The 22,168-nt window shown below is 53.0% G+C and carries 17 protein-coding genes; 11 read left to right on the top strand and 6 right to left on the bottom strand.

The genetic code is table 11. The features are described from left to right. Window positions 1-91: 91 nt before the first annotated feature. The 8 genes from BXP70_RS01125 (at window position 92) to proC (ending at window position 10,008) form a co-directional block, all read left to right on the top strand. A complete protein-coding gene (locus tag BXP70_RS01125; protein WP_086592167.1) occupies window positions 92-3,025 on the top strand; it encodes a 2-oxoglutarate dehydrogenase E1 component in 2,934 nt (977 codons plus the stop codon). Between the two features lie 118 nt (window positions 3,026-3,143). Further along, window positions 3,144-4,814, top strand: coding sequence for a 2-oxoglutarate dehydrogenase complex dihydrolipoyllysine-residue succinyltransferase (gene odhB, locus BXP70_RS01120; RefSeq protein WP_086592166.1), 1,671 nt, complete (start codon window positions 3,144-3,146; stop codon window positions 4,812-4,814). A gap of 271 nt (window positions 4,815-5,085) precedes the next feature. Next, window positions 5,086-5,811, top strand: coding sequence for a Crp/Fnr family transcriptional regulator (locus BXP70_RS01115; RefSeq protein ID WP_086592165.1), 726 nt, complete (start codon window positions 5,086-5,088; stop codon window positions 5,809-5,811). A 791-nt stretch (window positions 5,812-6,602) separates the two neighbouring features. Continuing rightward, window positions 6,603-6,983 (top strand): hypothetical protein, encoded by a 381-nt coding sequence (locus BXP70_RS01110; RefSeq protein WP_086592164.1) that lies wholly within the window; start codon window positions 6,603-6,605, stop codon window positions 6,981-6,983. A gap of 334 nt (window positions 6,984-7,317) precedes the next feature. After that, complete coding sequence (locus BXP70_RS01105) at window positions 7,318-7,653, top strand: hypothetical protein (RefSeq protein ID WP_143436325.1); 336 nt, start codon at window positions 7,318-7,320, stop codon at window positions 7,651-7,653. Between the two features lie 90 nt (window positions 7,654-7,743). After that, window positions 7,744-8,415, top strand: a complete 672-nt coding sequence (locus BXP70_RS01100) for a carboxypeptidase-like regulatory domain-containing protein (protein WP_086592162.1) — start codon at window positions 7,744-7,746, stop codon at window positions 8,413-8,415. A gap of 48 nt (window positions 8,416-8,463) precedes the next feature. Further along, window positions 8,464-8,913, top strand: coding sequence for a hypothetical protein (locus BXP70_RS01095; RefSeq protein WP_245849423.1), 450 nt, complete (start codon window positions 8,464-8,466; stop codon window positions 8,911-8,913). A 276-nt stretch (window positions 8,914-9,189) separates the two neighbouring features. After that, entirely contained in the window at window positions 9,190-10,008 is an 819-nt protein-coding gene (gene proC / locus BXP70_RS01090) for a pyrroline-5-carboxylate reductase (protein WP_086592571.1), read from the top strand. Between the two features lie 30 nt (window positions 10,009-10,038). Here the strand turns inward: proC and BXP70_RS01085 are convergent, their stop codons facing one another. Together BXP70_RS01085 and BXP70_RS01080 are read right to left on the bottom strand one after the other, a co-directional pair. After that, window positions 10,039-10,995, bottom strand: a complete 957-nt coding sequence (locus BXP70_RS01085; protein WP_086592161.1) for an EamA family transporter — start codon at window positions 10,993-10,995, stop codon at window positions 10,039-10,041. Between the two features lie 41 nt (window positions 10,996-11,036). Continuing rightward, window positions 11,037-11,957, bottom strand: a complete 921-nt coding sequence (locus tag BXP70_RS01080) for a helix-turn-helix domain-containing protein (protein WP_086592160.1) — start codon at window positions 11,955-11,957, stop codon at window positions 11,037-11,039. A 175-nt stretch (window positions 11,958-12,132) separates the two neighbouring features. Here BXP70_RS01080 and BXP70_RS01075 point away from each other — a divergent pair, with 175 nt between their 5' ends. From BXP70_RS01075 to BXP70_RS01065, 3 genes are all read left to right on the top strand, one after another. Continuing rightward, complete coding sequence (locus BXP70_RS01075) at window positions 12,133-13,782, top strand: M1 family metallopeptidase (protein ID WP_086592570.1); 1,650 nt, start codon at window positions 12,133-12,135, stop codon at window positions 13,780-13,782. Window positions 13,783-13,946: 164 nt separating this feature from the next. After that, window positions 13,947-15,353, top strand: coding sequence for a dihydrolipoyl dehydrogenase (gene lpdA, locus BXP70_RS01070; RefSeq protein WP_086592159.1), 1,407 nt, complete (start codon window positions 13,947-13,949; stop codon window positions 15,351-15,353). 148 nt (window positions 15,354-15,501) lie between these two features. Next, a complete protein-coding gene (locus BXP70_RS01065; protein ID WP_086592158.1) occupies window positions 15,502-17,508 on the top strand; it encodes an amidohydrolase family protein in 2,007 nt (668 codons plus the stop codon). 109 nt (window positions 17,509-17,617) lie between these two features. Here the strand turns inward: BXP70_RS01065 and BXP70_RS01060 are convergent, their stop codons facing one another. The 4 genes from BXP70_RS01060 to rlmF all read right to left on the bottom strand — a co-directional run bounded on the left by BXP70_RS01060 (window position 17,618) and on the right by rlmF (window position 22,120). Further along, window positions 17,618-18,193, bottom strand: coding sequence for a dihydrofolate reductase family protein (locus BXP70_RS01060; RefSeq protein ID WP_086592157.1), 576 nt, complete (start codon window positions 18,191-18,193; stop codon window positions 17,618-17,620). A 223-nt stretch (window positions 18,194-18,416) separates the two neighbouring features. Next, entirely contained in the window at window positions 18,417-18,848 is a 432-nt protein-coding gene (locus BXP70_RS01055; RefSeq protein ID WP_086592156.1) for a VOC family protein, read from the bottom strand. Between the two features lie 160 nt (window positions 18,849-19,008). After that, entirely contained in the window at window positions 19,009-20,958 is a 1,950-nt protein-coding gene (locus tag BXP70_RS01045; protein WP_218779720.1) for a glycosyl hydrolase, read from the bottom strand. Between the two features lie 193 nt (window positions 20,959-21,151). Beyond that, window positions 21,152-22,120, bottom strand: coding sequence for a 23S rRNA (adenine(1618)-N(6))-methyltransferase RlmF (gene rlmF / locus BXP70_RS01040; RefSeq protein WP_086592155.1), 969 nt, complete (start codon window positions 22,118-22,120; stop codon window positions 21,152-21,154). Window positions 22,121-22,168: the final 48 nt, after the last annotated feature.

The raw sequence follows: 22,168 nt of genomic DNA, 5'->3' as shown, positions 1-22,168 counted from the left end.
ATTATAAGGTTTATTCGCACATGCGAATATGAGTTTTCACCTTGTGTTTAAGCTTTTTACTTTTGCTCTTGACTCACCCAGCTCCTCACTTATGGAAGCTTACTCTTATATCGCCAACGCCCATGGCGACTACATCGAACAGCTGTACCAAGCGTACAAGCAAAACCCGGAATCAGTGGATTTCGGTTGGCGCAAATTCTTTGAAGGCTTCGACTTTTCACAGCAGTATCCGGCTGAAGGTCAAGCTGCTGACGGAGGCGGAGTAGCGCAACCTGCTGCGAGGCCGGCGGCTAGCAACGGCGCGGCTACACTCAGCGCTACTGTAGAGCAGAAGCCTGACTATGGGGTACTGAACACCTTGGCCTCTACTAACAATGCGGGTGAAGCGGCTCAGCCAACCGATGCAGCAGCGACTGATAAGGAAACTGCTGTGCGCAACCTCATCTACGCTTACCGTAGCCGTGGGCACTTACTCGCGCAGACCAATCCAGTTCGGGCCCGTAAGGATCGCAAAGCGCGGCTAAACCTAGCTGATTTTGGCTTATCGGAAGCTGATCTGGATACGCCATTCCGCAATGGCGACGTGCTGGGCCTAGGTACCACCACAAAGCTGCGCGACATTATAGCGGCCTTGGATAAAGTGTACACACGCGGCATTGGCTTCGAGTACATGTATATTCGCGACCCCCAAACTTTGGATTGGTTTCGCGAGAAAGTTGAGAAAGACTCGCTCAGCTTTAATCCCGGTATCGAGTATAAGAAGCGGATTCTGAAGAAGTTGAATGAGGCCGTTGTCTTCGAAAACTTCCTGCATACCAAGTTTCTAGGACAGAAACGCTTTTCCCTAGAAGGTGGCGAAACAACTATTCCGGCCCTTGACGCTATCATTAACAAGGCGTCGGAACTAGGAGTGAAAGAAGTGATGATCGGGATGGCGCACCGCGGCCGTCTAAACGTACTGGCCAACATCATGGGCAAGACGTACGAGCAGATTTTCTCGGAATTCGAGGGCACGGCCGTACCAGACTTGACGATGGGTGATGGTGACGTGAAGTACCACATGGGCTATAGCTCCGATGTGGAAGCAGAGAACGGCCAAAAAGTAAACTTGAAGCTGGCGCCTAACCCTTCCCACTTAGAAGCGGTAAACCCTGTGGTGGAAGGTTTTGTACGGGCAAAAATTGAGCACCAGTACAACGACGATTACCACCAAATCTTACCCATTCTCATCCACGGCGATGCTGCATTGGCTGGGCAGGGCATTGGCTACGAGTTGACGCAGATGTCGCAGCTGGAAGGCTACAAAACGGGCGGCACGATTCACTTTGTTATTAACAACCAAGTAGGTTTCACCACCGACTTCGAAGACGCTCGTTCCTCTATTTACAGCACGGACCTAGCAAAGATCATCGATGCGCCTGTGTTGCACGTGAACGGCGACGACCCCGAGGCCGTAGTATTCGCCGTGCGGCTAGCTACCGAATATCGGCAGCAGTTCCACGCTGATATCTTTATTGATATGGTGTGCTACCGTCGCCACGGCCACAACGAGTCAGACGAGCCAAAGTTCACGCAGCCTACGCTGTATAACATTATCTCGAAGCATCCAAACCCCCGCGAAGTGTACAACACGATGCTGGTGAACCGGGGTGACGTAGATGCGGAGCTAGCAAATCAGATGGACCGCGAATTCCGCGACTTGCTGCAAGCCCGCCTCGACATGGTAAAACAGAAGCCGTTGCCTTACAACTACCAAGTTCTTGAAAACGAATGGCGCAGCCTAGGTCGTGCTAAAAACGAAGACTTCGAAAAGTCGCCGGAAACGGGAATAAGCGAGGAGGTAGTACAAAAGGTAGCGAAAGCGCTAACAACTATTCCAGAAGGTTTCAAGCCTATTAAGCAGATTGATAACCTGCTTAAGGAGCGTCGTAAGATGTTCTTCGAAACCCGTACCCTGAACTGGGCCGCTGGCGAATTGCTTGCCTATGGTTCTTTGCTTCAAGAAAACCACATTGTGCGGGTGAGCGGCCAAGATGTGCAGCGTGGTACGTTCTCGCACCGGCATGCCGTGTTGCACGATGCCGAGACCTCGGCACCGTACAACTCACTGAACCACATGGATGGTGAGCACGAGAAGCTAAGCATTTACAACTCGCTATTGAGCGAATATGCAGTGTTAGGTTTCGAGTTTGGCTATGCCATGGCTAATCCTACGGCATTGGTGATTTGGGAAGCGCAGTTCGGTGATTTCGCCAACGGGGCTCAAACCATGATCGACCAATTTGTGGTATCATCGGAAAGCAAATGGCAGCGCATGAATGGCATCGTGTTGCAACTGCCGCACGGCTACGAAGGCCAAGGCCCGGAGCACTCCAATGCTCGCCCCGAGCGCTTCTTGCAGCTAGCCGCCGAGAATAACATCATCGTGGCCAACATGACCACACCAGCCAACTTCTTCCACGCCTTGCGCCGTCAGCTGACGTGGAACTTTAGGAAGCCGCTAGTTGTGATGTCGCCCAAATCGATGCTGCGCCACCCGCTATGCGTGTCACCAGTAGAGGAATTCACCAGCGGCAACTTCCGCGAAGTGCTCGGCGATGTATACGCCGACGCTAAAAAGGTGAAGCGTGTGCTGCTATGCTCAGGCAAAGTGTACTTCGATTTGCTAGAGGAGCAACAAAAGTCGCAGCGCAAAGACGTGGCCCTTGTGCGGGTTGAACAACTGCATCCTTTCCCGAAAAAGCAACTCGATGAAGAGCTAGCTAAGTACCCGAAAGCTAAGCTGTACTGGGTGCAAGAGGAACCAGAAAATATGGGTTACTGGAACTACCTGCTGCGCTTCATGCGTCGCGAGTTAGAAGACGTTATTGCCCGTAAGCCTAGTGCTTCGCCTGCAACTGGCTATAACAAAGTGCACGTAAAAGAGCAGAAAGATTTGGTAGCTCGCGCTTTCGAGACGGCCAACCCGGCCATTGAGAACGTAAAAGCAACCGTAGAGGAAGCCGCTAAACGCGTAGACGCATAAATGCTGTTTGGTAACCGCCCAACCATTCTCACTAACAGCTAGCGGCGGTGGCCGGGCCTATAAGAGGCTCGGCTAGCCCTACTTTTTACTCCTGAAATCTCTCAACCTACTCCCACGTATGGGTCTGGAAATCAAAATCCCCGCCGTTGGCGAATCAATCACTGAAGTTACCATTGCCAAGTGGCTTAAGAAAGATGGTGAAACCGTCAAGCGCGACGAAGTTATCGCCGAGCTAGAGTCTGATAAAGCTACCTTCGAGCTACCCGCCGAAGCAGATGGCGCCCTACAGATTCGTGTGGCTGAAGGCGAAACCATTGGTATCGGGACCATCATCGCGGAAATTGGCACCCCCGGCCAAGCTGCAGATGCCCCCGCCCCAGCGGCGGCTCCACAATCTACTGCACCAGCTGCTCCTGTTGCTGATCCTATCAGCCAAGGCGAACAAAACCCAAGCGCCAGTGATCAGTCAGGCTACGGCGGATCACAGTCAGGTTCAGCGGATACACCTACGAATGCCGCTCCAGCTGCCGCCCCTAGCGCTAGTGGAGCGACAAAGGAAATGAAGATTCCGCCAGTAGGCGAATCGATTACGGAGGTAACGGTATCAAAGTGGCTCAAACCTGACGGTGCTCAAGTGGCCCAAGACGAAGTCATTGCTGAGCTAGAGTCTGACAAAGCTACCTTTGAACTCCCTGCCGAAGCTGCTGGCACATTGCGCCATGCTGTAGAAGAGGGCCAAACTATTTCTATTGGTACTGTTGTCGCCCGCATTGAAGGTGGTAGTGGTGCTGCCCCAGCAGCGGCTGCGGCACCTACTGCAACAAGCACTGCACCTGCTCCTCAACCTGCCGCAGCGGCTAGCGCTAACAGCTATGCCACAGGCACTCCTTCTCCCGCAGCTGGTAAAATACTGGGCGAAAGAGGTGTTGCTGCTAGCGATGTAACTGGCACCGGGCGTGATGGACGTATTACGAAGGATGACGCCTTAAACGCACAAGCCAAGCCTGCCGCTCCCGCGCCGCAACCAACGGCTCCTGCCGCACCCGCTGCGCAGCCAGTAGCTGCCAGCAGTTCGGCAACCAGCGACAACCGCACTCAGCGCCGTGAACGGATGAGTAACCTGCGCAAGACGGTTGCTCGCCGCCTGGTAGCGGTGAAAAATGAAACGGCTATGCTGACCACTTTCAATGAAGTGGATATGCAGCCAATTATGGAGTTACGCAGCAAATTCAAAGATAAGTTCAAGGAGAAGCACCAAGTAGGCCTAGGCTTTATGTCGTTCTTCACCAAAGCTTGCTGTGTAGCTTTGCAGGAATTCCCGTCAGTAAATGCTCAGATCGACGGTGGTGACATCGTGTTCAACGATTTCTGCGACGTCAGCATTGCTGTATCCGCACCGAAAGGTCTAGTTGTGCCTGTTATCCGCAATGCCGAGAAGCTATCGTTTGATGGTATTGAGAAAGAAGTGGTACGCTTGGCCACGAAAGCCCGGGATAATAAGCTGACTATTGAGGAAATGACTGGCGGTACATTCACCATTACCAATGGTGGTATCTTCGGTTCTATGATGAGTACGCCTATCATCAACGCTCCACAATCAGCTATCTTAGGTATGCACAACATTGTGCAGCGCCCGATTGCTGTCAATGGCCAGGTAGTTATTCGCCCTATGATGTACCTCGCACTCAGCTACGATCACCGTATTATCGATGGTCGTGAGTCAGTGAGCTTCTTGGTGCGCGTGAAAGAGCTACTCGAAGACCCTACTCGCTTGCTATTGGGCGTTTAAAGCGTTGCGTAGATGAAATGAGAAGAAGGGCAGTTCCAGTGTGGAGCTGCCCTTCTTCTTTATATACGAGTTATATCAGATAACTAAGCCACAAGAGACTGCAAAAGAAGTGTTGATCATGTGCCTAGGTAGATTCGGCAAGTCATTTGAACACTACTGCGTCTTTACTAATAGTAGCTATGATGGTTGGCAGCTATTAGTTATCCAATGCCTCCTTGTGACTACCGATGAAGTTGTTGCCTTTATACTATGTAATACAGAATAGTACTTAATGAAACACCAATCTTTAGCGTTAACCGCTTTATCCACACCTACTTGTTCTTCCTGTCACGGGGGTAGGTGCGCACCTTTTATCTACTGTCAACCTGAGGAGTTGGAGGTGATAGCAAGTAGCAAGGTGTGCCAGAAATACAGAAAGGGACAGATAATCTATCAGGAAGGCAATCCCGCCCTGGGATTATATTGTGTTCACAGCGGGAAGATCAAGGTTATCAAAGTAGGCGGCGACTACAAAGAACAGATTGTCCACCTAGGCAAAGAAGGAGAGGTTTTAGGGTTAGCAGCCTTGATTGCTAGCTCTTCTTATTCGACCTCGGCAGTAGCACTAGATGATTGTGTTGTCTGCTTTGTTCCTCGCATTAGTTTCTTACACTTACTTAGTAGCAACTCTCAGTTCTGCACGTCGCTGCTCAAAGTACTCGCCGACTCCTTGCATAAAGCGGAGCAAGGAATGGTGCACCTAGCTTATAAGCCGGTCCGTGAACGATTAGCCGATGCCCTTCTACTATTACTCCGCACTTACCAGTTGACGAACCAAACCCAGTTTAGTATAGCAATTTCACGCGATGACCTAGCTGCTTTGGTAGGAACTGCGAAGGAAACTACCATTCGGTTACTATCAGAGTTCAAAGACGAAGGTATTATTACCAGCAAAGGGAGCCAAATCACGATTTTAAAGCCTGAAAGCTTGGCTGAAATAGCTGCTCTCTATACATGAGTGCTCTAAGACGGAGAATTTTTATTCAAAAGAAGTTTTGTTTCAGCCTCTTTTTAGGTGTTTCTCGCTTTACACATCATGCAGTTGATACCCTTTCTCAAAATAAGTCTGGTTCTCTAATAGAGAACAGACAGCTTGTTGCATTTCCTGATTTGAAGCTGCGATTTATTAAGAAGTTGAATTTTTGGACTATTTATATATAATATTGATTTTATGGGTAGTTTTATTATCTGATTAATGTAGGAATAATTATAAAATAAAGTATAAGGATCGTTTGTGTTTATAGAAATGACTGATGAGGCGTTCTAGTTTTGGGAATAAATGCTAAGGTGTTTTTTTGTAAAAAAGATATCTATTCATTATCATATAAGTTATTGAATTATAGAATATTAAATTTAAGTTCAGTGTCTTTTGAGGTGAATATTGTATGCTGTATAAGCTATAGGTTGGTTATATGCATGTGACCAATATCATCGGCAAAAGTGACTTTTATCATTTTTATAGTCGTACAAAAGATGAAAATTTGGTACATCAATTGTACGGTCTATAATAGAACAATGCAATTACGGAGTTTAGTAGACTTAGGTTTCAGATTATATAAAAATAGCATAATGAAGCTTCGTTGTATAAGCTCACAAGATGGTAGCTAAAGTGCTCCTTTGTAGTGTTTATAAATTAGAAACAGTACTTGAATTTTAACAGTGCCTAGCTTGAGCAAGCAATTGCCTACCGAAGGTTACTAACTTATAAGAGAAACTAAATTTCAACCTTTCCTACCCCTTATTATTCCAATGGCTTACTCTGTAAACACTCCCGCCGGTAAAGTTGTACAAGGCATCATTTCTGACTTGCCAGGCCTGATGGCTGTCGCTGTTGTTGATACAGGTTCAGGTATGAGCCTGGCCTCGCACTCTAATGCACCAGGCATCAACCCTGATACAGCTGCTGCTTATAATACAGAAGTCGTTAAGCAAAAGCAGAAAGCTATGACTGCACTGAAACTGACGGATGAGACTATCGAGGATATTCTAATTTCACTTAGCTCTCAGATTCACCTCATCAAGCTAAACAGCAGCGGTACTAAGTTTATCTATTTGGTAGTGAGTATCAAAGATACAAACCTAGCGATTGCCCGCGAAGTGTTGCGTAACCACGTTGATACGATTAACTAGTCTGATAGCCTCTCGTTAGGTAGCCTTCGCTACTAAGAGAGGTAATAGTAAGAGCAGAATAAGCTTGAATTACCCTTAAGATGATTGAGGGCTTAGATATAGCAGCAATCAGATAATAAATAGCTCCCAAGCAACTGTATATCTATACAGGTAGCCTCGGTTGAAGTCACGTCGTCTCTCGGTGCATAAAAGCCTACATGACGAGTTTGGATGAATCTGTATGAACCTGAATTTTTTGAAGCGCCTGCCTTTTGGTTCCAGTAACGACGCTCACAAGATTATTTCGTCCGCAACTGGTCCTGAGAGGATTAAAGCAGAAAGCTTACTCCAGCACATGCTAAATGGACTACCAGAATTAGTCGCTGCGGCCGTTGTGGATGTAGCGTCAGGGCGAGCACTAGCAACTTACACAAGTGCTCACGAATTCAATCCGAACAAAGTAGTTGGCTTCAACGCCGAAGTAGTAAAACAAACATACGGCTTGTTGCAAGCTTTAGCGCTCGGAGATGAGCAGATTGAAGACATTCTGATAACCCTACGCAACCAGCTGCACTTGCTGCGGCTGCTGCCCGATGGAGAACAGTTGCTGTATGTGGTCGTGGATTGCCGGGATACGAACCTAGCCCTAGCCCGTACCGTGATGCAGTCATCTGTGCAAGCAGAGTCATAAAACAAGCGGCTGTGGCCGCATAATATTCCATAGTACACGCCCTTTCCTTCCTTTTTCCTTCCTTCCTCTTACTCTTTTATCCACTCTTCCATGAAATTAACTGCTTCTCCATTCGATCCAACTACGGGTGATTTACTTCCTGTATATCGCGACGCTTATTTGCGCGGAGACTTGGCCCGGACCCAAACGAAAGCTGTAGATGAGTACCTGCGGCGCAACTCGCAGCAAGGAACAGATGCTCTGCACCGCTTGCATAACATGGCCACAGAAGGTGAAGACGTGCAGCCAGTAGGGTGGGTACAGCGCCAAATCGACCTGATGCGTACTGAGCCTGAGCGCTTCCGTCGTCGCGCAGCTTCAATTGTTACTGGTGCTGCACTTATAGGTGGCACCGTATTCGCAGGTACTAACCTGCCCAAAAGCAACCTGCCCTTCGAGCACGCAGCCATGACCGAAGCTGCTAGCTCCTTGCGTATGGTAGCTGTGCGCGGCCGTATCCTCAACGAGGAAGGCAAGCCACTGGTAGGTGCCACTGTACTGCACAAGGGTAGCAGCCGCGGCGTGAGCACGAATGCAAATGGTGAGTATGTGCTATTTGTGCCAGCTACAGCTAGCAAGACAACTTCGTTACAGTACGGCTACGGTGGTTATGTTGAAGAAGAAGTATCCGTTGCTACGGCTGCCGCTAGCAAAGCCCACAATGTAACCTTAGTACCACAAACCGAGCAGGTAAAGAAGCACCGCCGCTGGTTGCTCTTTTAATCTTCACGGAAGCAGTAACCATATCGCTGCTTACCAAACTATCCTAGAGTGAAACCAAAATCTTATCGAAAAAGAGCATCTAAGCGAAAAATTGCTCCTGCAACGTCTGTTAGCTCGGCTCAGCTTGAGGCTGCCGACACGATTGTACGAGGCATAAGAGCAGATCTGCCAAGCCTAATGGCAGTGGCTGTAGTCGATGTTGGTTCGGGCAAGACGTTGGCCTCACATTCTAACTCCGTCAGCATCAATCCAGAAATTGCGGCTACTTACAATACGGAAGTAGTGCGGCAGAAGCAAAAGGCGTTGACCGCGCTGGCGCTCGAAGAAGAACAGATTGATGAAATTCTAATAAGTCTGCGTCATCAGCTGCACCTTATTAAGCTGATGGATGCTGGGCACACCTTCGTATATCTGGTAGTAAAGTCAAGCGAGACGAGTTTGGCTGTGGCCCGAGAAGTAGTACGCAGTCAAACTCTCTTGCTTAGCGAAGCACGCTAAGGATAAAGAGTATACTACATGCTGGAGAGTGCAGCTATAAAACCCTGCGTTGGATGGTTCTGGTTGGAGCCGTCCGATGCGGGGTTTTGTGTTTGAATGGCAGTAGCAAGTCAGGGTGTATTCATGCTGATTAAAGATTTAAGTGAGGACTTGAAGGGACAACGGCTCCATGAACAAGAAAGCAAGTTTCTCCGCTACCTTCGTGAGGGGCTACTAAACTGCCATTCGCTCAGGGAGGTATGCGCCGCTTATTAGAATTTACTAGTTATGTTCAGCATGAAGAAATCAGCCAGCCGAGTTGCCATCCTAGGTAGTGGCAATATTGGTATTGCTTTAGCTAAAGGCCTGGTGAAAGCCGGCATCTTTGAGCCAGCCCAAATTACGCTCACTCGCCGTAATAGTGCGGCACTCGCCACACTAGCTCAAGAAGGCTATACGACGGGTAGTGACAACCCAGCAGCTGTAGAGCAAGCCGACATCCTCGTATTGGCTGTATTGCCACAACAGCTAAACAAGGTGCTAGAAGGCATCAAGCCTAGTATTGAACCTCACAAACACTTAATTATCTCCGTTATATCGGGAGTGAGCTGCGCTGATATTCGGCAAGAGCTAGGAGTGGAGGTACCCGTTGTACGGGCTATGCCGAACACGGCAATTAGCATTGGTCATTCCATGACATGCGTAGCCAGCGACTGTGCTTCCGAGGAACAACTGGCGCTCGTAGAAGCACTGTTCGACACGGTAGGCAGTACCATTCGCATCAACGAGGAATTGATGACTTCTGCTACTGCGCTGTGCGCGTGTGGTATTGCATTCTTTCTGCGTTCTATTCGGGCCGCGTCGCAGGGCGGTACCGAAATTGGCTTCCATGCCCACGATGCCTTGAAGATGGCGGCTCAAACGGCCAAAGGAGCAGCTGATTTACTGCTTCAACTCGCTTCACACCCAGAGCAGGAAATCGACAAGGTGACTTCGCCAAAGGGCTGCACCATTGCCGGGCTCAATGAAATGGAGCACAACGGATTTAGCTCAGCCATGATTAAAGGTATCAAGCTGTCGGCGGAGAAGGCTGGTACTTTATATAAAGAAAACTAACCAACGCCCGCAGGTAGAGGTGTAGCATATTCATGCCTCTACTTGCGGACGTTGTGCTGGTACGGAGAACTTCTTTGCACGGCCACCAAGCACCACTAACCCAACTGCCGCTACAATCAACGCTGCTCCACCTAGCATTTGTATGTTCAAGGGTTCATCGGCGAAGGCCCAACCGAGAATGATAGCTACCACTGGGTTTACGAAAGCATTGGTGCCTGCTAGTGCGGGCTCGACGGCGCGTAACAGCCAGATGTAGGCGGAAAAAGCCAGAATAGAGCCGAATACCACTAAGTAGCCAAAGGCCAACCACGACTTAGTTGTGATAGTCGTCGGGGTGAAGTTTGCGGCTTCGCCGTGCGCTAGCGCTGCTACTAGCATCACGAGGCCACCACAAATCATCTGCATGCTACCTGCCAAAAAGGGCGAGGAAGAGGGCTGCTTTTTCTTGGCGTAAAGCGAGCCAATGCTCCAAAGCAATGCTGCCGTAAGCACGCAGGCAATGCCTATGGCCTCATGGCCTGGAATAGCTACCTGCCCCGCTTCCGATGTGCTAGCCAGCAAATAGACCCCTGCCAACCCTAGCCCTAAACCTAGCATGACACCTAGCTTGGGCCGCGCTGATATGCCACTTAGCCAGCCAAATAGCGTTAAAAACATGGGCACAGTCGCGGCTAGCAACGCCGCGAGGCCAGAGGAGATATATTGCTCGCCGAGGGTTACGCCACCATTGCCGATCGTGAGCAGACAAATACCAATAATAAGAGCGACACCCCAGCCGTGTACCGTTGGTTTGGGAGTACCGCGCACACGCATAAAGCCGTAGAGCAACAAGCCTGCAAGCAAGTGTCGGGCGCCGGCCATGAGCAGCGGGGGAATGCTCTCGATGGCAAAACGTATCCCTAGGTACGTAGACCCCCAAACCACATAGACTACTGCAAACGCGAAAAGGAGAGCTGCTTTGGAAGGCGAAGTAGGCGAAGCAGACATGAGAGTAAGAAGAATAAAGTAAGCAGGGGAAAGCGTCCGGCTTAGCGAGTATATTGTAGTCGGTACTGCTGAGGCGTCAGTACAAAGCTGGACTTAAATAGACGCCCAAATGAGCTAGGTGATTCGAAGCCAACTTGGTTGCTGATAGCCTGCACACTCAGGGCTGATTGGGTGAGCAGTATTTTGGCTTGCTCTAGGCGTACGGCGGTGGCGTATTGATGGGGCGAGTAGCCAAACAGCTGCCGAAAGTAGCGCAGCAGATGGTTTTTGGAAAGCATGCTAGCGCGAGCAATATGATCGAGCGTGAGAGCTTGGCTTGCCTGTTCATCAATAAACTCCTTAGCTAGGTGCAGACGCCGATAGATCTCCAGGCGAGTAGAGCGCTTCACTGCCGAAAGGTGGGTGCAACTACGGTGGACTTGCCGCCGGTAGGTTTGTAACAGTTCTCCTAAAATGCCGTGCAGATGTTCTTCCAACGCTAGCTCCGACAACGGCTGCTGCTCCATGACTTGCTTCAGCAGCACGAGTTGGCGCCGTAAGGGCACCGTAGCGGCATAAAACTGCTCAAAAAACCACATGGTTTGGTCGCTACGCAGGTAGGGGTTAGCGAGCAAAACCTCGTCGGGGGAGAAGCACGCCGCTGCGAGGGTGCTCACCAGCTCAGCATCAAAGTAAATGGCAAATGAGTGCACCCATTCCGCCGACCGAATGCTGCTCGCGTGGGCTTGGTGAGCATTTACTACCAAGAGCTGATCGTGCTGCACCATCAGCTTACGGTGCTGCAAATAGTACGTTTCGGCACCCGTAAAGGCGAATTTTAGCGACAGTTGGTCTGTATGCGGGGGCCAGTTGCAGTACCTGCACCATGAGTTGATAACTGTGTTGCGGCTGGTGCGCTGCTTGAACAGTGCGAAATTTTGCAGCGACTCTTCCTCGTTAGTAACTACTGATTGGATGTACATAAAGTCAGCGAGTTATCCTTATGGGAGCAAAAGACGCAGATAGTGAGGATAAGGGCTATGCAGATAACACTTTTTTGTGGGAGCTAGCTTCGATGCTCGCACGCGCAACCAGATTGCCATAATCGTGTCCGGTAAAAACGAGTACCTTTTCGCGTTTGTCACTAAGCTTTTCATCATGTTCAGAGCGCTTCTCTGCGTTGCTTCCCTGCTCTTGTTGCCCTTCCTTGGTCAGGCGCAGGCCACTACTCCCACCATCTCCCGCGCCGATTCGCTACGCGGTGCCCTCACACCACTACGCACCTGCTACGATATAAACTACTACCACCTCGATGTGAGGTTGAACATTGACCAGCAGGCTATTACTGGCTCCAACCTATTCCGCTTCACGGCCACACAGGATTTCACGCGGCTACAGTTTGATTTGTTCGCCAACCTAGCCGTAGATAAGGTGCTGTACAAAGGGCAGTCAGTGCCATTTACCCGCGAAGCCAACGCGGTATTTGTCACCTTCCCGCAGCCCATTCGCAAGGGCACACGGGACGAGTTTACGGTGCAGTACTCCGGTAAGCCAACCGTTGCCAAGAAAGCGCCCTGGGACGGAGGCTTGGTGTTCACGCAGGATGCCCAGGGCAAACCGTGGGTGGCATCGGCGTGCCAAGGCGTGGGCGCTAGCATCTGGTGGCCGACCAAAGACCACCAAGCCGACGAAGTTGACAGCATGCTCATCAGCGTGACAGTACCGAAGGGGCTGAAGGACGTGTCGAATGGGCGGCTGCGCAAGACTACGGCGCTACCCGACGGTTCTACGCGCTTCGATTGGGCCGTGCGCAACCCCATCAATAACTACGACGTGGCCCTGAACGTGGGCGACTACCAGCACTTCGGCGACACCTACCAAGGCGAAAACGGCAAACTAACCCTCGATTATTGGGTGCTGCCGGAGAATGTGGAGAAAGCTAAAAAGCAATTCGGTGCCAACGTGAAACCCATGCTGAAAGCGCTGGAGCATTGGTTTGGGCCTTATCCGTTTTATGAAGACGGGTATAAGCTGGTGGAGGCTCCGCACCTAGGTATGGAACATCAGAGTGCTGTGGCCTACGGCAACCACTACCAGAACGGCTACCTAGGTCACGACCGCTCCGGCACGGGCTGGGGCATGAAGTGGGACTTTATCATCATTCACGAAAGCGGACACGAGTGGTTCGGCAACAATATTACCAGCAAGGACATTGCCGACATGTGGGTGCACGAGGGCTTCACTACCTATTCGGAAAGCTTGTTCGTGGAAAGCTTATTCGGCAAGCAGGCGGCGCAAGAGTACATCTATGGGCAGCGCAAGAACATCCAAAACGATAAGCCCATCATCGGGCCGTACAATGTGAACCAGGAGGGCTCCAGCGACATGTACGACGAGGGCAGCGTGCTGCTGAACATGGTCCGGACCATCCTCAATGATGATGAGAAGTGGCGCCAGATCTTGCGGGGCCTAGGTAAGACATTCTACCACCAGACCGTCACGGCGGAGCAAATTGTGGGCTACATCAACCAGCAGAGCGGCAAGGACCTAACTAAGGTTTTCGACCAGTACCTGCGCTATACGACGCTCCCTACGCTCGAAGTGCGCTTTCAGAAAGGCAAAGCGGAGTGCCGTTGGATGGCTGATGTGCAAGGCTTCAACATGCCTGTGCGGGTGCGCACCAAGGGCGGCGCGTATCGCTTCGTTACGCCCACTACGCAGTGGCAGCCGCTAACTCTGCCGAAAGTCACGCAGGAAAATCTGGAAGTAGACACATTTGACTACTACATCAAAGTAGCTGTGCTGTAACCTCGGTTGGAACTGCCGTTTGTTAGGCTGCTGAGCGGGTATTTGCCCCTAGCTTTATTCCCCGAAACAGCTTCTGCTAACTGGCTAATCCCCACCAACCTGTTAGGTGCTAAAGTTTGTTCCTTAACTTTAGCCCCAATGATTCTCACAGCATACATTTTATCATGAATCAATACGACGTCACCGTCATCGGCTCCGGACCAGGAGGCTACGTGGCGGCCATTCGCTGCGCGCAGCTAGGCCTAAAAACTGCCATTATCGAGAAGTACCCCACGCTAGGTGGTACCTGCTTGAATGTAGGCTGCATTCCTAGCAAAGCGCTGCTCGATAGCACCGAACATTATCATAACGCGCATACGACCTTCAAGGAGCACGGCATTGAGCTGAGCGACTTGCAGATCAACATGAACCAGCTCATCGACCGCAAGAATGGGGTTGTGAAAGCAAACGTCGATGGGATTTCTTTCTTGATGAAGAAGAACAAGATCGACGTGCTGCAAGGTGTGGGTTCGTTTGTCGACAAGAACCATATTAAGATTACGCCCACTGGCGGCGGCGAAGAGCAGCAGATCGAGACCAAAAACGTCATCATCGCCACGGGTTCTAAGCCCACGGTGTTGCCCTTCATCCAGCAAGACAAGCAGCGCATCATCACCAGCACGGAGGCCCTGAACATTCGCGAAGTGCCTAAGCACATGATCGTGATTGGCGGTGGCGTTATCGGCCTGGAAATGGCGTCCGTGTATGCCCGCCTAGGTGCCAAAGTATCCGTTATCGAGTTCATGGATTCGCTTATTCCCACCATGGACCGCGCCCTCGGCAAAGAGCTGAAGCGCATCCTGGGGAAGATCGGCATCGAGTTTTTCCTGAGCCACAAAGTGACCGGCGCTACCCGGGAGGGCGAAACCGTGACGGTAACGGCGACCAACCCGAAAGGCGAGGAAGTGAAGTTTGAAGGTGATTACTGCCTCGTAGCTGTGGGCCGCGTGCCGTACACCCAAGGCCTCAACCTGGAAGCTGCCGGTGTGCAAATGGAAGAGCGCGGCCGCATCAAGGTCGATGAGCACCTGCAAACCAGCGTGCCCGGCATTTATGCCATCGGCGACGTGATTCGCGGGGCTATGCTCGCTCACAAAGCCGAAGAAGAAGGCGTATATGTGGCCGAAACCATCGTGGGCCAGAAGCCGCATATCAATTACCTGCTCATCCCCGGCGTGGTGTACACCTGGCCCGAAGTCGCTGGCGTAGGCTACACTGAAGAGCAGCTGAAGGAAACCGGCCGCGCCTACAAAGTAGGTTCGTTCCCGTTCCGGGCTTCGGGCCGTGCCCGCGCTTCGATGGACCTCGACGGCTTCGTGAAAGTGCTGGCCGATAAGCAAACCGACGAAATCCTAGGTATGCATATGATTGGTCCGCGCATCGCCGACCTCATTGCCGAGGGAGTAACGGCCATGGAATTCCGGGCTTCTGCTGAAGACGTGGCCCGCATGAGCCACGCTCACCCAACCTACGCCGAAGCCGTGAAGGAAGCTTGCCTCGCCGCTACTGAGAACCGCGCGATTCATATGTAATTCGGTATTCGCATCAAAGCCAAAAGAGGCTGAAGCTAGGGTAGCTTCAGCCTCTTTTGGCTTCTGTCATTTAGCAAATGTTAAAGCGAAAGTATTAGCAGACAATTGCTTAAGTTGCCGCAGTAGCATCTAAATCGTTTCTGTTCCGATGAAACCAGCTTGGCTAGCCCTGCCCCTAGGTTGTACCCTTTTCTCACCCATTGCATTCGCTCAAACGCCTGCCGACAGCGGTACCTTCTTGCTGCACAAGTTTGAGCAGCGCATTGGTAAAGAAACCTACCGCATGACTTCATCAGCTCAGGCGCTGACCTACGACGTGCGCTTCCGCTTCGTGGACCGCGGAATGCCGGTGCCGCTGCGGGCCAACATCACCGTAACGCCTGGCGGAGAGCCACTGAGCCTAGGAGTATCCGGCAATACTTCGCGCTTCTCCACGATTAAGGATTCCGTTCAGCTGCTAGCTGGTGGCAGTAACGTCTGGGTGAAGGTTGGCGACCAAGAGGCGCGTTCGTTGAAGCTCAATCCAGCTACTCCGCACTTCCCAGTAGCGGGCTACTCGCCGGCAACGGGGCAAATGCTGCTGCTGCGCTACTGGCGGCAGCACAAAGAACCGGCTAGCCTAGACTTGCTGCCCAGCGGCAAGGTACGCATTCGCCGCGACGGCCAGGATACGCTCACCTTCCAGAACAAGCCCCTGGTGCTCCAACGCTACGTGCTCAAAGGCTTGGTGTGGGGCAACGAGCTGCTCTGGACCGATCAGCAAGACCGCCTCGTGTGCATCATCACCAACGACGCCGAAGGTGACAAAATCGAGATGCTAGCCCAGCCCTACGAGGCCTTGCTTCCCACGCTCATCGGCCGGGCGGCGACCCACGGTATGCGCCTGTTCACGGCAGAAGTTGGTGCCGAAGCAAAGGTCAAAGCGGCCACCAAGCCGCAGCAGCTAGCTTTTGTGGGCGGCACCGTGGTGGATGTGGTGCAGGGGCGTACCATTCCGAACGCGGTGGTGCTGGTGGACGGCGGTAAAATCACGCAAGTGGGGCCGGCTGCGAAGGTGAAGGTGCCCAAGCAGGCTCAAGTCATTCGGGCGGAGGGCAAAACCATCGTGCCGGGGCTGTGGGATATGCACGCCCACTTCCAGCAAGCCGAGTGGGGCCCCGCCTACCTAGCTGCCGGCGTGACCACCGTGCGCGACTGTGGCAACGAGTTCAGCTACATCAACGCCGTGCAGCAAGCCATCGACGCCGGGCGGGGTGTGGGGCCGCGCATCCTCAAAGCCGGCATCATCGACGGCGACGGTCCACGGGCCCTAGGTATTGTGCGCGTCAATACGCCCGCCGAAGCGGCCCAGGTAGTGCAGCGCTACCAAGACAGCGGCTTTGTGCAGATTAAGCTGTACAGCTCCCTAAAGCCAGACATTGTGCGCGCTATTTGTGAGGAAGCTCACAAACGGGGCCTCACCGTGACGGGCCACATCCCGGAAGGCATGACGCTGCTGCAAGGCGTGGCCGCGGGCATGGACCAGGTGAATCACCTTCCGTACGTAGCCGAAGTACTCACGCGCAACCCCGACCGTTCGGTGGTGGTGCCCGACACGACCAGTGCCCGCGTCTTTCGCTTTCTGAAGGAACACCACACCGTCGTCGATCCGACTCTAGGCGTGTATGAGATGACAGCCCGCTCCCTGAAAGATGATCTAACGCCCATTGAGCCAGCCTTTGCCTCGTTGCCCCAAGCCTTGCAGGCGTTGTTTCTGACGATGGGCACCACGCCTGAGCGGTCGGCCGGCGCCAAGCCCATCATGGAGAGCTTCTACCACCTCGTCAAGCAGCTCTACGACAATGGCATCCCCATCGTGGCCGGTACCGATATGATGTTTCCCGGCACCAGCCTAGCTCGCGAGCTGGAGCTGTACGTGCAGGCCGGCCTCACGCCCATGCAAGCCCTACAAACCGCCACCATCACGCCCGCGCGCGTGATGAAGCTAGCCCAGCGCACCGGCTCCCTCGACCCCGGCAAGCAAGCCGACCTGCTCCTCATCGACAGTAACCCCTTGCAGCAAATCCGCGACATCCGCCGGGTGCAACTGGTGGTGAAAGATGGCCAGCTTTATGAACCCGCCCGCATGCGGCAGCTGGCCGATTTTCAGAAGTAAAAGTTAGAAACTAGCAAGCGTGCCTCCTGCTTTTAAGGGGGCATGCTTGCTAGTTCCTAACTTTTACTATCCTAGGTATAATGATAAGTTCTACTAAGTATTGATCTAACTACTCGTCGCGCTCCGGCACGTACTTCAGCACCACTATTCCGCAGTCGAAAGTGGTGGCTTGTAGTAAGGCTAGGTGTTGCTTGTGTTCGAGTGCTTGGAAGATCGGCATGCCTTTGCCAATTGCTACCGGATTGATATACAGATGGTATTCATCAAGTAAGCCGTGCTGAATGAGTGCCGATACGAAGGTGGCCCCGCCGTAGGCAATGAGGTCTTTGCCGGGTTGTTGCTTGAGGTGGTTGATTTCTTCCACCAAGTCGCCCGTCGCCAAAACTGTGTTGGCCCACTCCGATTGCGTGAGGGTTTTGGTGAAAACAACCTTAGGCGTATCCGTGAATTTCCGACCGGCCGCAAGTTCTGGGTTGTCCGTGGTGGCGGCCACGTTGGCCCAGTGTGGGATGAAGCCTTGCGCAAGTTTGCGCCCCAGCACAATGCCGTCGACGGATGCCGTCAGCTCTTCCGTGTACTGCTTAAGCGCGTCGTCCCAGTCAAACGTGAGCCAATCCATTTCCCCATTCGGCCCGGCAATGTAGCCATCGAGGGTCATCTGCACTTGCAGCTTTAGCTTTCTCATTGTCTCGTATTTCGATTATTTCTAGCACTGTAATGACACTGCATTGGTAAGCTGGCCATTGCAGTAAATCAATAGCCTAGCCACCTAGGTAAATAGGCAAGTCTGCCGGTCATTTCGACCAGCGGGAGAAATCTCGCGTGCTGATATTGTAGCGGTAACTTCCTGACGACCAGCACGCGAGATTTCTCTCGCTGGTCGGAATGACTCTTAGGAATCAGGCAGATTATATCGCCACGGCTGTTGCGGGCTGCTCTTGCTGCACGGCGGCGGGGTCCATATAGAGTACTTCCCAGTGGTGCCCATCTAGGTCTTCAAAATTGCGGGCGTACATGAGTTCTGGGTTCTGTATTTCCTTGAGAGGCTGACCACCCGCTGCCAGCGCTTTGTCGACGAGTGTGTCCACTGTTTCCCGGTTGTCGACCGATAGGGTGATAATCACCTCCGTGCTGCGTGTGGCATCGATCATAGCTTTTGTGGTGAAGCCCTGAAAGAAAGGCTCTACCAGCAACATCACGTAGATCGTATCGCTCACAACCATGCAGGTGGCGTTTTCATCCGTGAACTGTTGATTGAACTGAAAACCTAGCTTCGTGAAGAATTCGATGGAAGCGTTGAGGTCCTTAACGGGTAGATTAACAAAGATTTGCGTAGCCATGGCCTTTGGTTTTGAGTGTGTTGATATGCCAAAGGTATTAGCAAACGAAAACTAAAAAAGTGTGCAAATGCGACAAACTACAGGGGCATTTGCGCCAGCCAGACTCACAAAAAAGGCTACCGTTTCGGATAGCCTTTTTTGTGAGTACGTGGAGCCTAGCTTACTCTTTTACGAGTCGTTGGGTGATCTTCTGCTGACCTTTCGTGACGATTAGGAGCGTGTACACGCCCCCGCGCAGCGAGGCTACATTGAGCTCATTGCCTTTGAGCATGCCGCTGGCTTTCACCACTCCGTAGGCATCCAGTATCTGGTACTGACTGCCAGACAAAGCTAGGTCGGTGGTTAAATACAGCTTGTCTGTAACAGGGTTGGGGTAAAGCTGTACAGTGGGCTCGTTGCTCGTGGTAGCCGTAGCCTTGGCGGCAGTGCTGCCGGCTTTGCTGATGCGAATCCAATTGAGATTCCAGCCGCCGGTTTGGGCAAACACGCCGAAGCTGTAGGTGCCGGCCGTCACGCTGACGGTTTGCGATACATTGGTCCAGGTTTGCCAGCCGCCGGTGGCCGGAATGGTTACTTTGCCGAGCTGCGTCGTGCCCGAGTTCAGGTCCGACGATAAGGCGCCGCCGCTGGGGCTCGCCACGCGGTACTCCACGGTGTAGGTGCCGGTAGTGGGGAAGGTGATGTTGCTGTAGGCCATCCAGTCGCCCGCGTCGATGTAGCCCACGTTCAGGCCCCCGCCCGTATCGGTCGTGGTCTGGGTTTGCACCCCCGACATGCTGCTGTAGTTCTCCGCCTCTAGGTTGATGGTAGTGGCAGTAGGCGCGGCCGGGCCGTACACCTCCACTTCGTAGATGGAGTAGCCGTAGGTGGTGGCGCGGCGCGTGCCGTAGATGCGCAAGTAGCGTCCCCGACCCGATAAGCCGGTAATATCGTCTACGCCACCGTCGCCGTTAATAACCGATTGGATCGACGTCCAGGAAGCACCGTCGGCGGAGGTTTGCAGCTGGTAGTCTTTGCCGTAGGCGCCTTCCCAGGTGATTTTGACCCGCGAAATATCCTTCACCGTACCTAGGTCGAGTTGCAAATACTGCGGGTCAGCGAAGGCGCTGCTCCAGCGCGAGGTCAGGTTGCCATCAATGGCCTTGGCCGCCGCAGTGCCGCTGTTTTCACTCGACGAGGCCGTGGCGGCTACGGGCGTCAGGCGGGTAGTGGTGGGCGTGGTGGTGCTGCCGCCGGAGGGTAAGCTCACGTACAGCTGACCTAGCTCCGTGAGCTGCCCTGAGTTGGCACCGAGCAGGTTGATGTTAGGTATCTCGCTATTTCGGCCCGAAAACCAGGCGTAGCGAAACACGGCGGGTTCGTTCTCCAAGTAGTTCACGGCAGCTGTTAGGTAGCGCTTCTGCACATCGAGCGTGATTTGGTCGTGGGGCATGTCGCCGCACGAAAACTCAGTGAGCCAAATCGGTTTGCCGTACTTTTTCAGCTCCCCAATCTTGTCGCGCAGCCACTGCTCCTCGCACACGTAGGTGTGCACGGCAATGTAATCGACCTGGCAGCTCGGGCAGGCGGCAAAAAAGGCGTCGAGGTACTGGGTGGGCGAGTAGTAGGTGGTGCCATTTTCTGAGACACAGTCGCCGCAGTAGTTCACGGCTGGCGACACCAGTTTGAGGTTTTTGCGGCGGGCTACTTCTTGCAGCGTCGGCCACAGCGCCGCGGCTTGGGTGGGCGTGAGGTTGGCTTGGCTGCGGAAGTTCGGCTCGTTGAAGCCGAGCAGGTACTTGGCGCCCGCCGGAATGTTGGCCGCCAGCCGATCAGCGGTGAAGGGCGAGCCGTCGAGGTCCCGGCCCCACTGCATGGGCACGTAGTCAATGCCTAGGCCCGCATAGACGCTGGCGGCGCCAGCTTCGGGCTTGGAGTACCAATTGTACCACCAACTGATGCCGGGTGCCAGCACCTGCATATCAGCCGCCGAGTGGTAGCCGTAGGCGATGCCGCGCTTGGGGCTCTTGGTTTGAGCGGTGGCTTGTTGGGGCCAGCAACCGAGCAAGGTTGCCGCGCCGAGCAGCCAGCCGGTGGCGTGTCGGCGCAACGTGGTAGAAAGTTGGTTCATGAAAAGAATAGTGAATAGGTTAGGTAGGGCGCTTGCTACCAACGGATTAGAGTTGGTGGTTTTCAAAGATAGTTGTAAAAAAGAAAGACCACCGGCAAGGGTGGTCTTTTTTAATAAAAAGGAAACAGGTGCGTGTTTGAGAGTACCGCACTTGGAGCACTAGACGTAAATCACTGATTGCCTAGGCTAGCTCTTACTGCGTTGCCCACCGCTTTTCGCGCCACGCCTGCTGCTGCTCGGCGGTCAGATACGTCCAGGCCACGATGCGGCTGACTTTCTGCCCCTGGGCCATCGGGATGGTGCGCACGTCGACGGCACCTAGCTTTTGCAGCGACTTATACAGCCCTGGCAGCGTTTCTTTCTTGGATACCAGGGCCGTAAACCACAGCACCTCGTTGCGGAACAACACGCTTTCTTCCGCCATGCGCCACAAGAAGGTGGCCTCGCCGCCGGGATACCACAATTCGCCTGGCTTACCCCCAAAGTTTGGGGTAGGCTCGGGGCCTTTGCTGGTACCTAGGTTGTGCTCTTTGCGGCGGGTGCTGGCTTCGGCCTCGGCTTGGGAGCCGTGAAACGGCGGATTACACATCGTGAGGTCGAACACCTCTTTGGGCTTGGTGATGCCGACGAAGATGTTGGTAGACGAGGGTTGCAGCCGCAAGTCCACGGCACCAGTCAGCACGGTGTTGCTGGCCACAATCTGCTTGGCTACCCGAATGGCCACGGGGTCGACATCGGTGCCAATGAAGCGCCAACCATACGCGCGGTGCCCGATGATGGGGTAGATGCAGTTGGCACCCACCCCGACATCGAGCACCCGGACGCGCTTGCCGGTAGGCACTGCCCCGTCGTTCACGGAGCCGAGCAGATCGGCCAGATAGTGTACATAATCGGCGCGGCCGGGGATGGGCGGGGCTAAGTAGCCTGCCGGAATATCCCAAAGCTGAATGCCGTAGAACTGCTTGAGCAAGGCCTTGTTCAGGGCTTTCACCGCGTCCGGATTCGCAAAATCGATGCTGGCCTCACCGTGGGCATTCTCAGCCACAAACGAACCTAGCTCGGGTACGCTTTGCGTGAGTTGCGCAAAATCGTAGCGCCCGCGGTGCCGATTGCGCGGGTGCATGCTCTCTTTTTCGGCGGAATCGTTGGGTGGCTGAGACATGAGGTAAGGCGACTAATGGAAAATAGAAAGTCGCCAAAGCTAGCGAGA

This window comes from Hymenobacter crusticola, from assembly GCF_002154225.1.
Lineage (GTDB): Bacteria > Bacteroidota > Bacteroidia > Cytophagales > Hymenobacteraceae > Hymenobacter > Hymenobacter crusticola.
This window is presented reverse-complemented; position numbering and strand designations above follow the sequence as displayed.

What these genes read in the sequence shown, in the direction of transcription:
- BXP70_RS01100 (WP_086592162.1), top strand. Translation starts at nt 7,744, where the DNA reads ATGAAATTAACTGCTTCTCCATTCGATCCAACTACGGGTGATTTACTT.
- BXP70_RS01055 (WP_086592156.1), bottom strand. Translation starts at nt 18,848, where the DNA reads ATGGCTACGCAAATCTTTGTTAATCTACCCGTTAAGGACCTCAACGCT.
- BXP70_RS01065 (WP_086592158.1), top strand. Translation starts at nt 15,502, where the DNA reads ATGAAACCAGCTTGGCTAGCCCTGCCCCTAGGTTGTACCCTTTTCTCA.
- proC (WP_086592571.1), top strand. Translation starts at nt 9,190, where the DNA reads ATGAAGAAATCAGCCAGCCGAGTTGCCATCCTAGGTAGTGGCAATATT.
- rlmF (WP_086592155.1), bottom strand. Translation starts at nt 22,120, where the DNA reads ATGTCTCAGCCACCCAACGATTCCGCCGAAAAAGAGAGCATGCACCCG.
- BXP70_RS01125 (WP_086592167.1), top strand. Translation starts at nt 92, where the DNA reads ATGGAAGCTTACTCTTATATCGCCAACGCCCATGGCGACTACATCGAA.
- odhB (WP_086592166.1), top strand. Translation starts at nt 3,144, where the DNA reads ATGGGTCTGGAAATCAAAATCCCCGCCGTTGGCGAATCAATCACTGAA.
- lpdA (WP_086592159.1), top strand. Translation starts at nt 13,947, where the DNA reads ATGAATCAATACGACGTCACCGTCATCGGCTCCGGACCAGGAGGCTAC.
- BXP70_RS01080 (WP_086592160.1), bottom strand. Translation starts at nt 11,957, where the DNA reads ATGTACATCCAATCAGTAGTTACTAACGAGGAAGAGTCGCTGCAAAAT.
- BXP70_RS01105 (WP_143436325.1), top strand. Translation starts at nt 7,318, where the DNA reads ATGCTAAATGGACTACCAGAATTAGTCGCTGCGGCCGTTGTGGATGTA.
- BXP70_RS01115 (WP_086592165.1), top strand. Translation starts at nt 5,086, where the DNA reads ATGAAACACCAATCTTTAGCGTTAACCGCTTTATCCACACCTACTTGT.
- BXP70_RS01110 (WP_086592164.1), top strand. Translation starts at nt 6,603, where the DNA reads ATGGCTTACTCTGTAAACACTCCCGCCGGTAAAGTTGTACAAGGCATC.
- BXP70_RS01045 (WP_218779720.1), bottom strand. Translation starts at nt 20,958, where the DNA reads ATGAACCAACTTTCTACCACGTTGCGCCGACACGCCACCGGCTGGCTG.
- BXP70_RS01085 (WP_086592161.1), bottom strand. Translation starts at nt 10,995, where the DNA reads ATGTCTGCTTCGCCTACTTCGCCTTCCAAAGCAGCTCTCCTTTTCGCG.
- BXP70_RS01060 (WP_086592157.1), bottom strand. Translation starts at nt 18,193, where the DNA reads ATGAGAAAGCTAAAGCTGCAAGTGCAGATGACCCTCGATGGCTACATT.
- BXP70_RS01075 (WP_086592570.1), top strand. Translation starts at nt 12,133, where the DNA reads ATGTTCAGAGCGCTTCTCTGCGTTGCTTCCCTGCTCTTGTTGCCCTTC.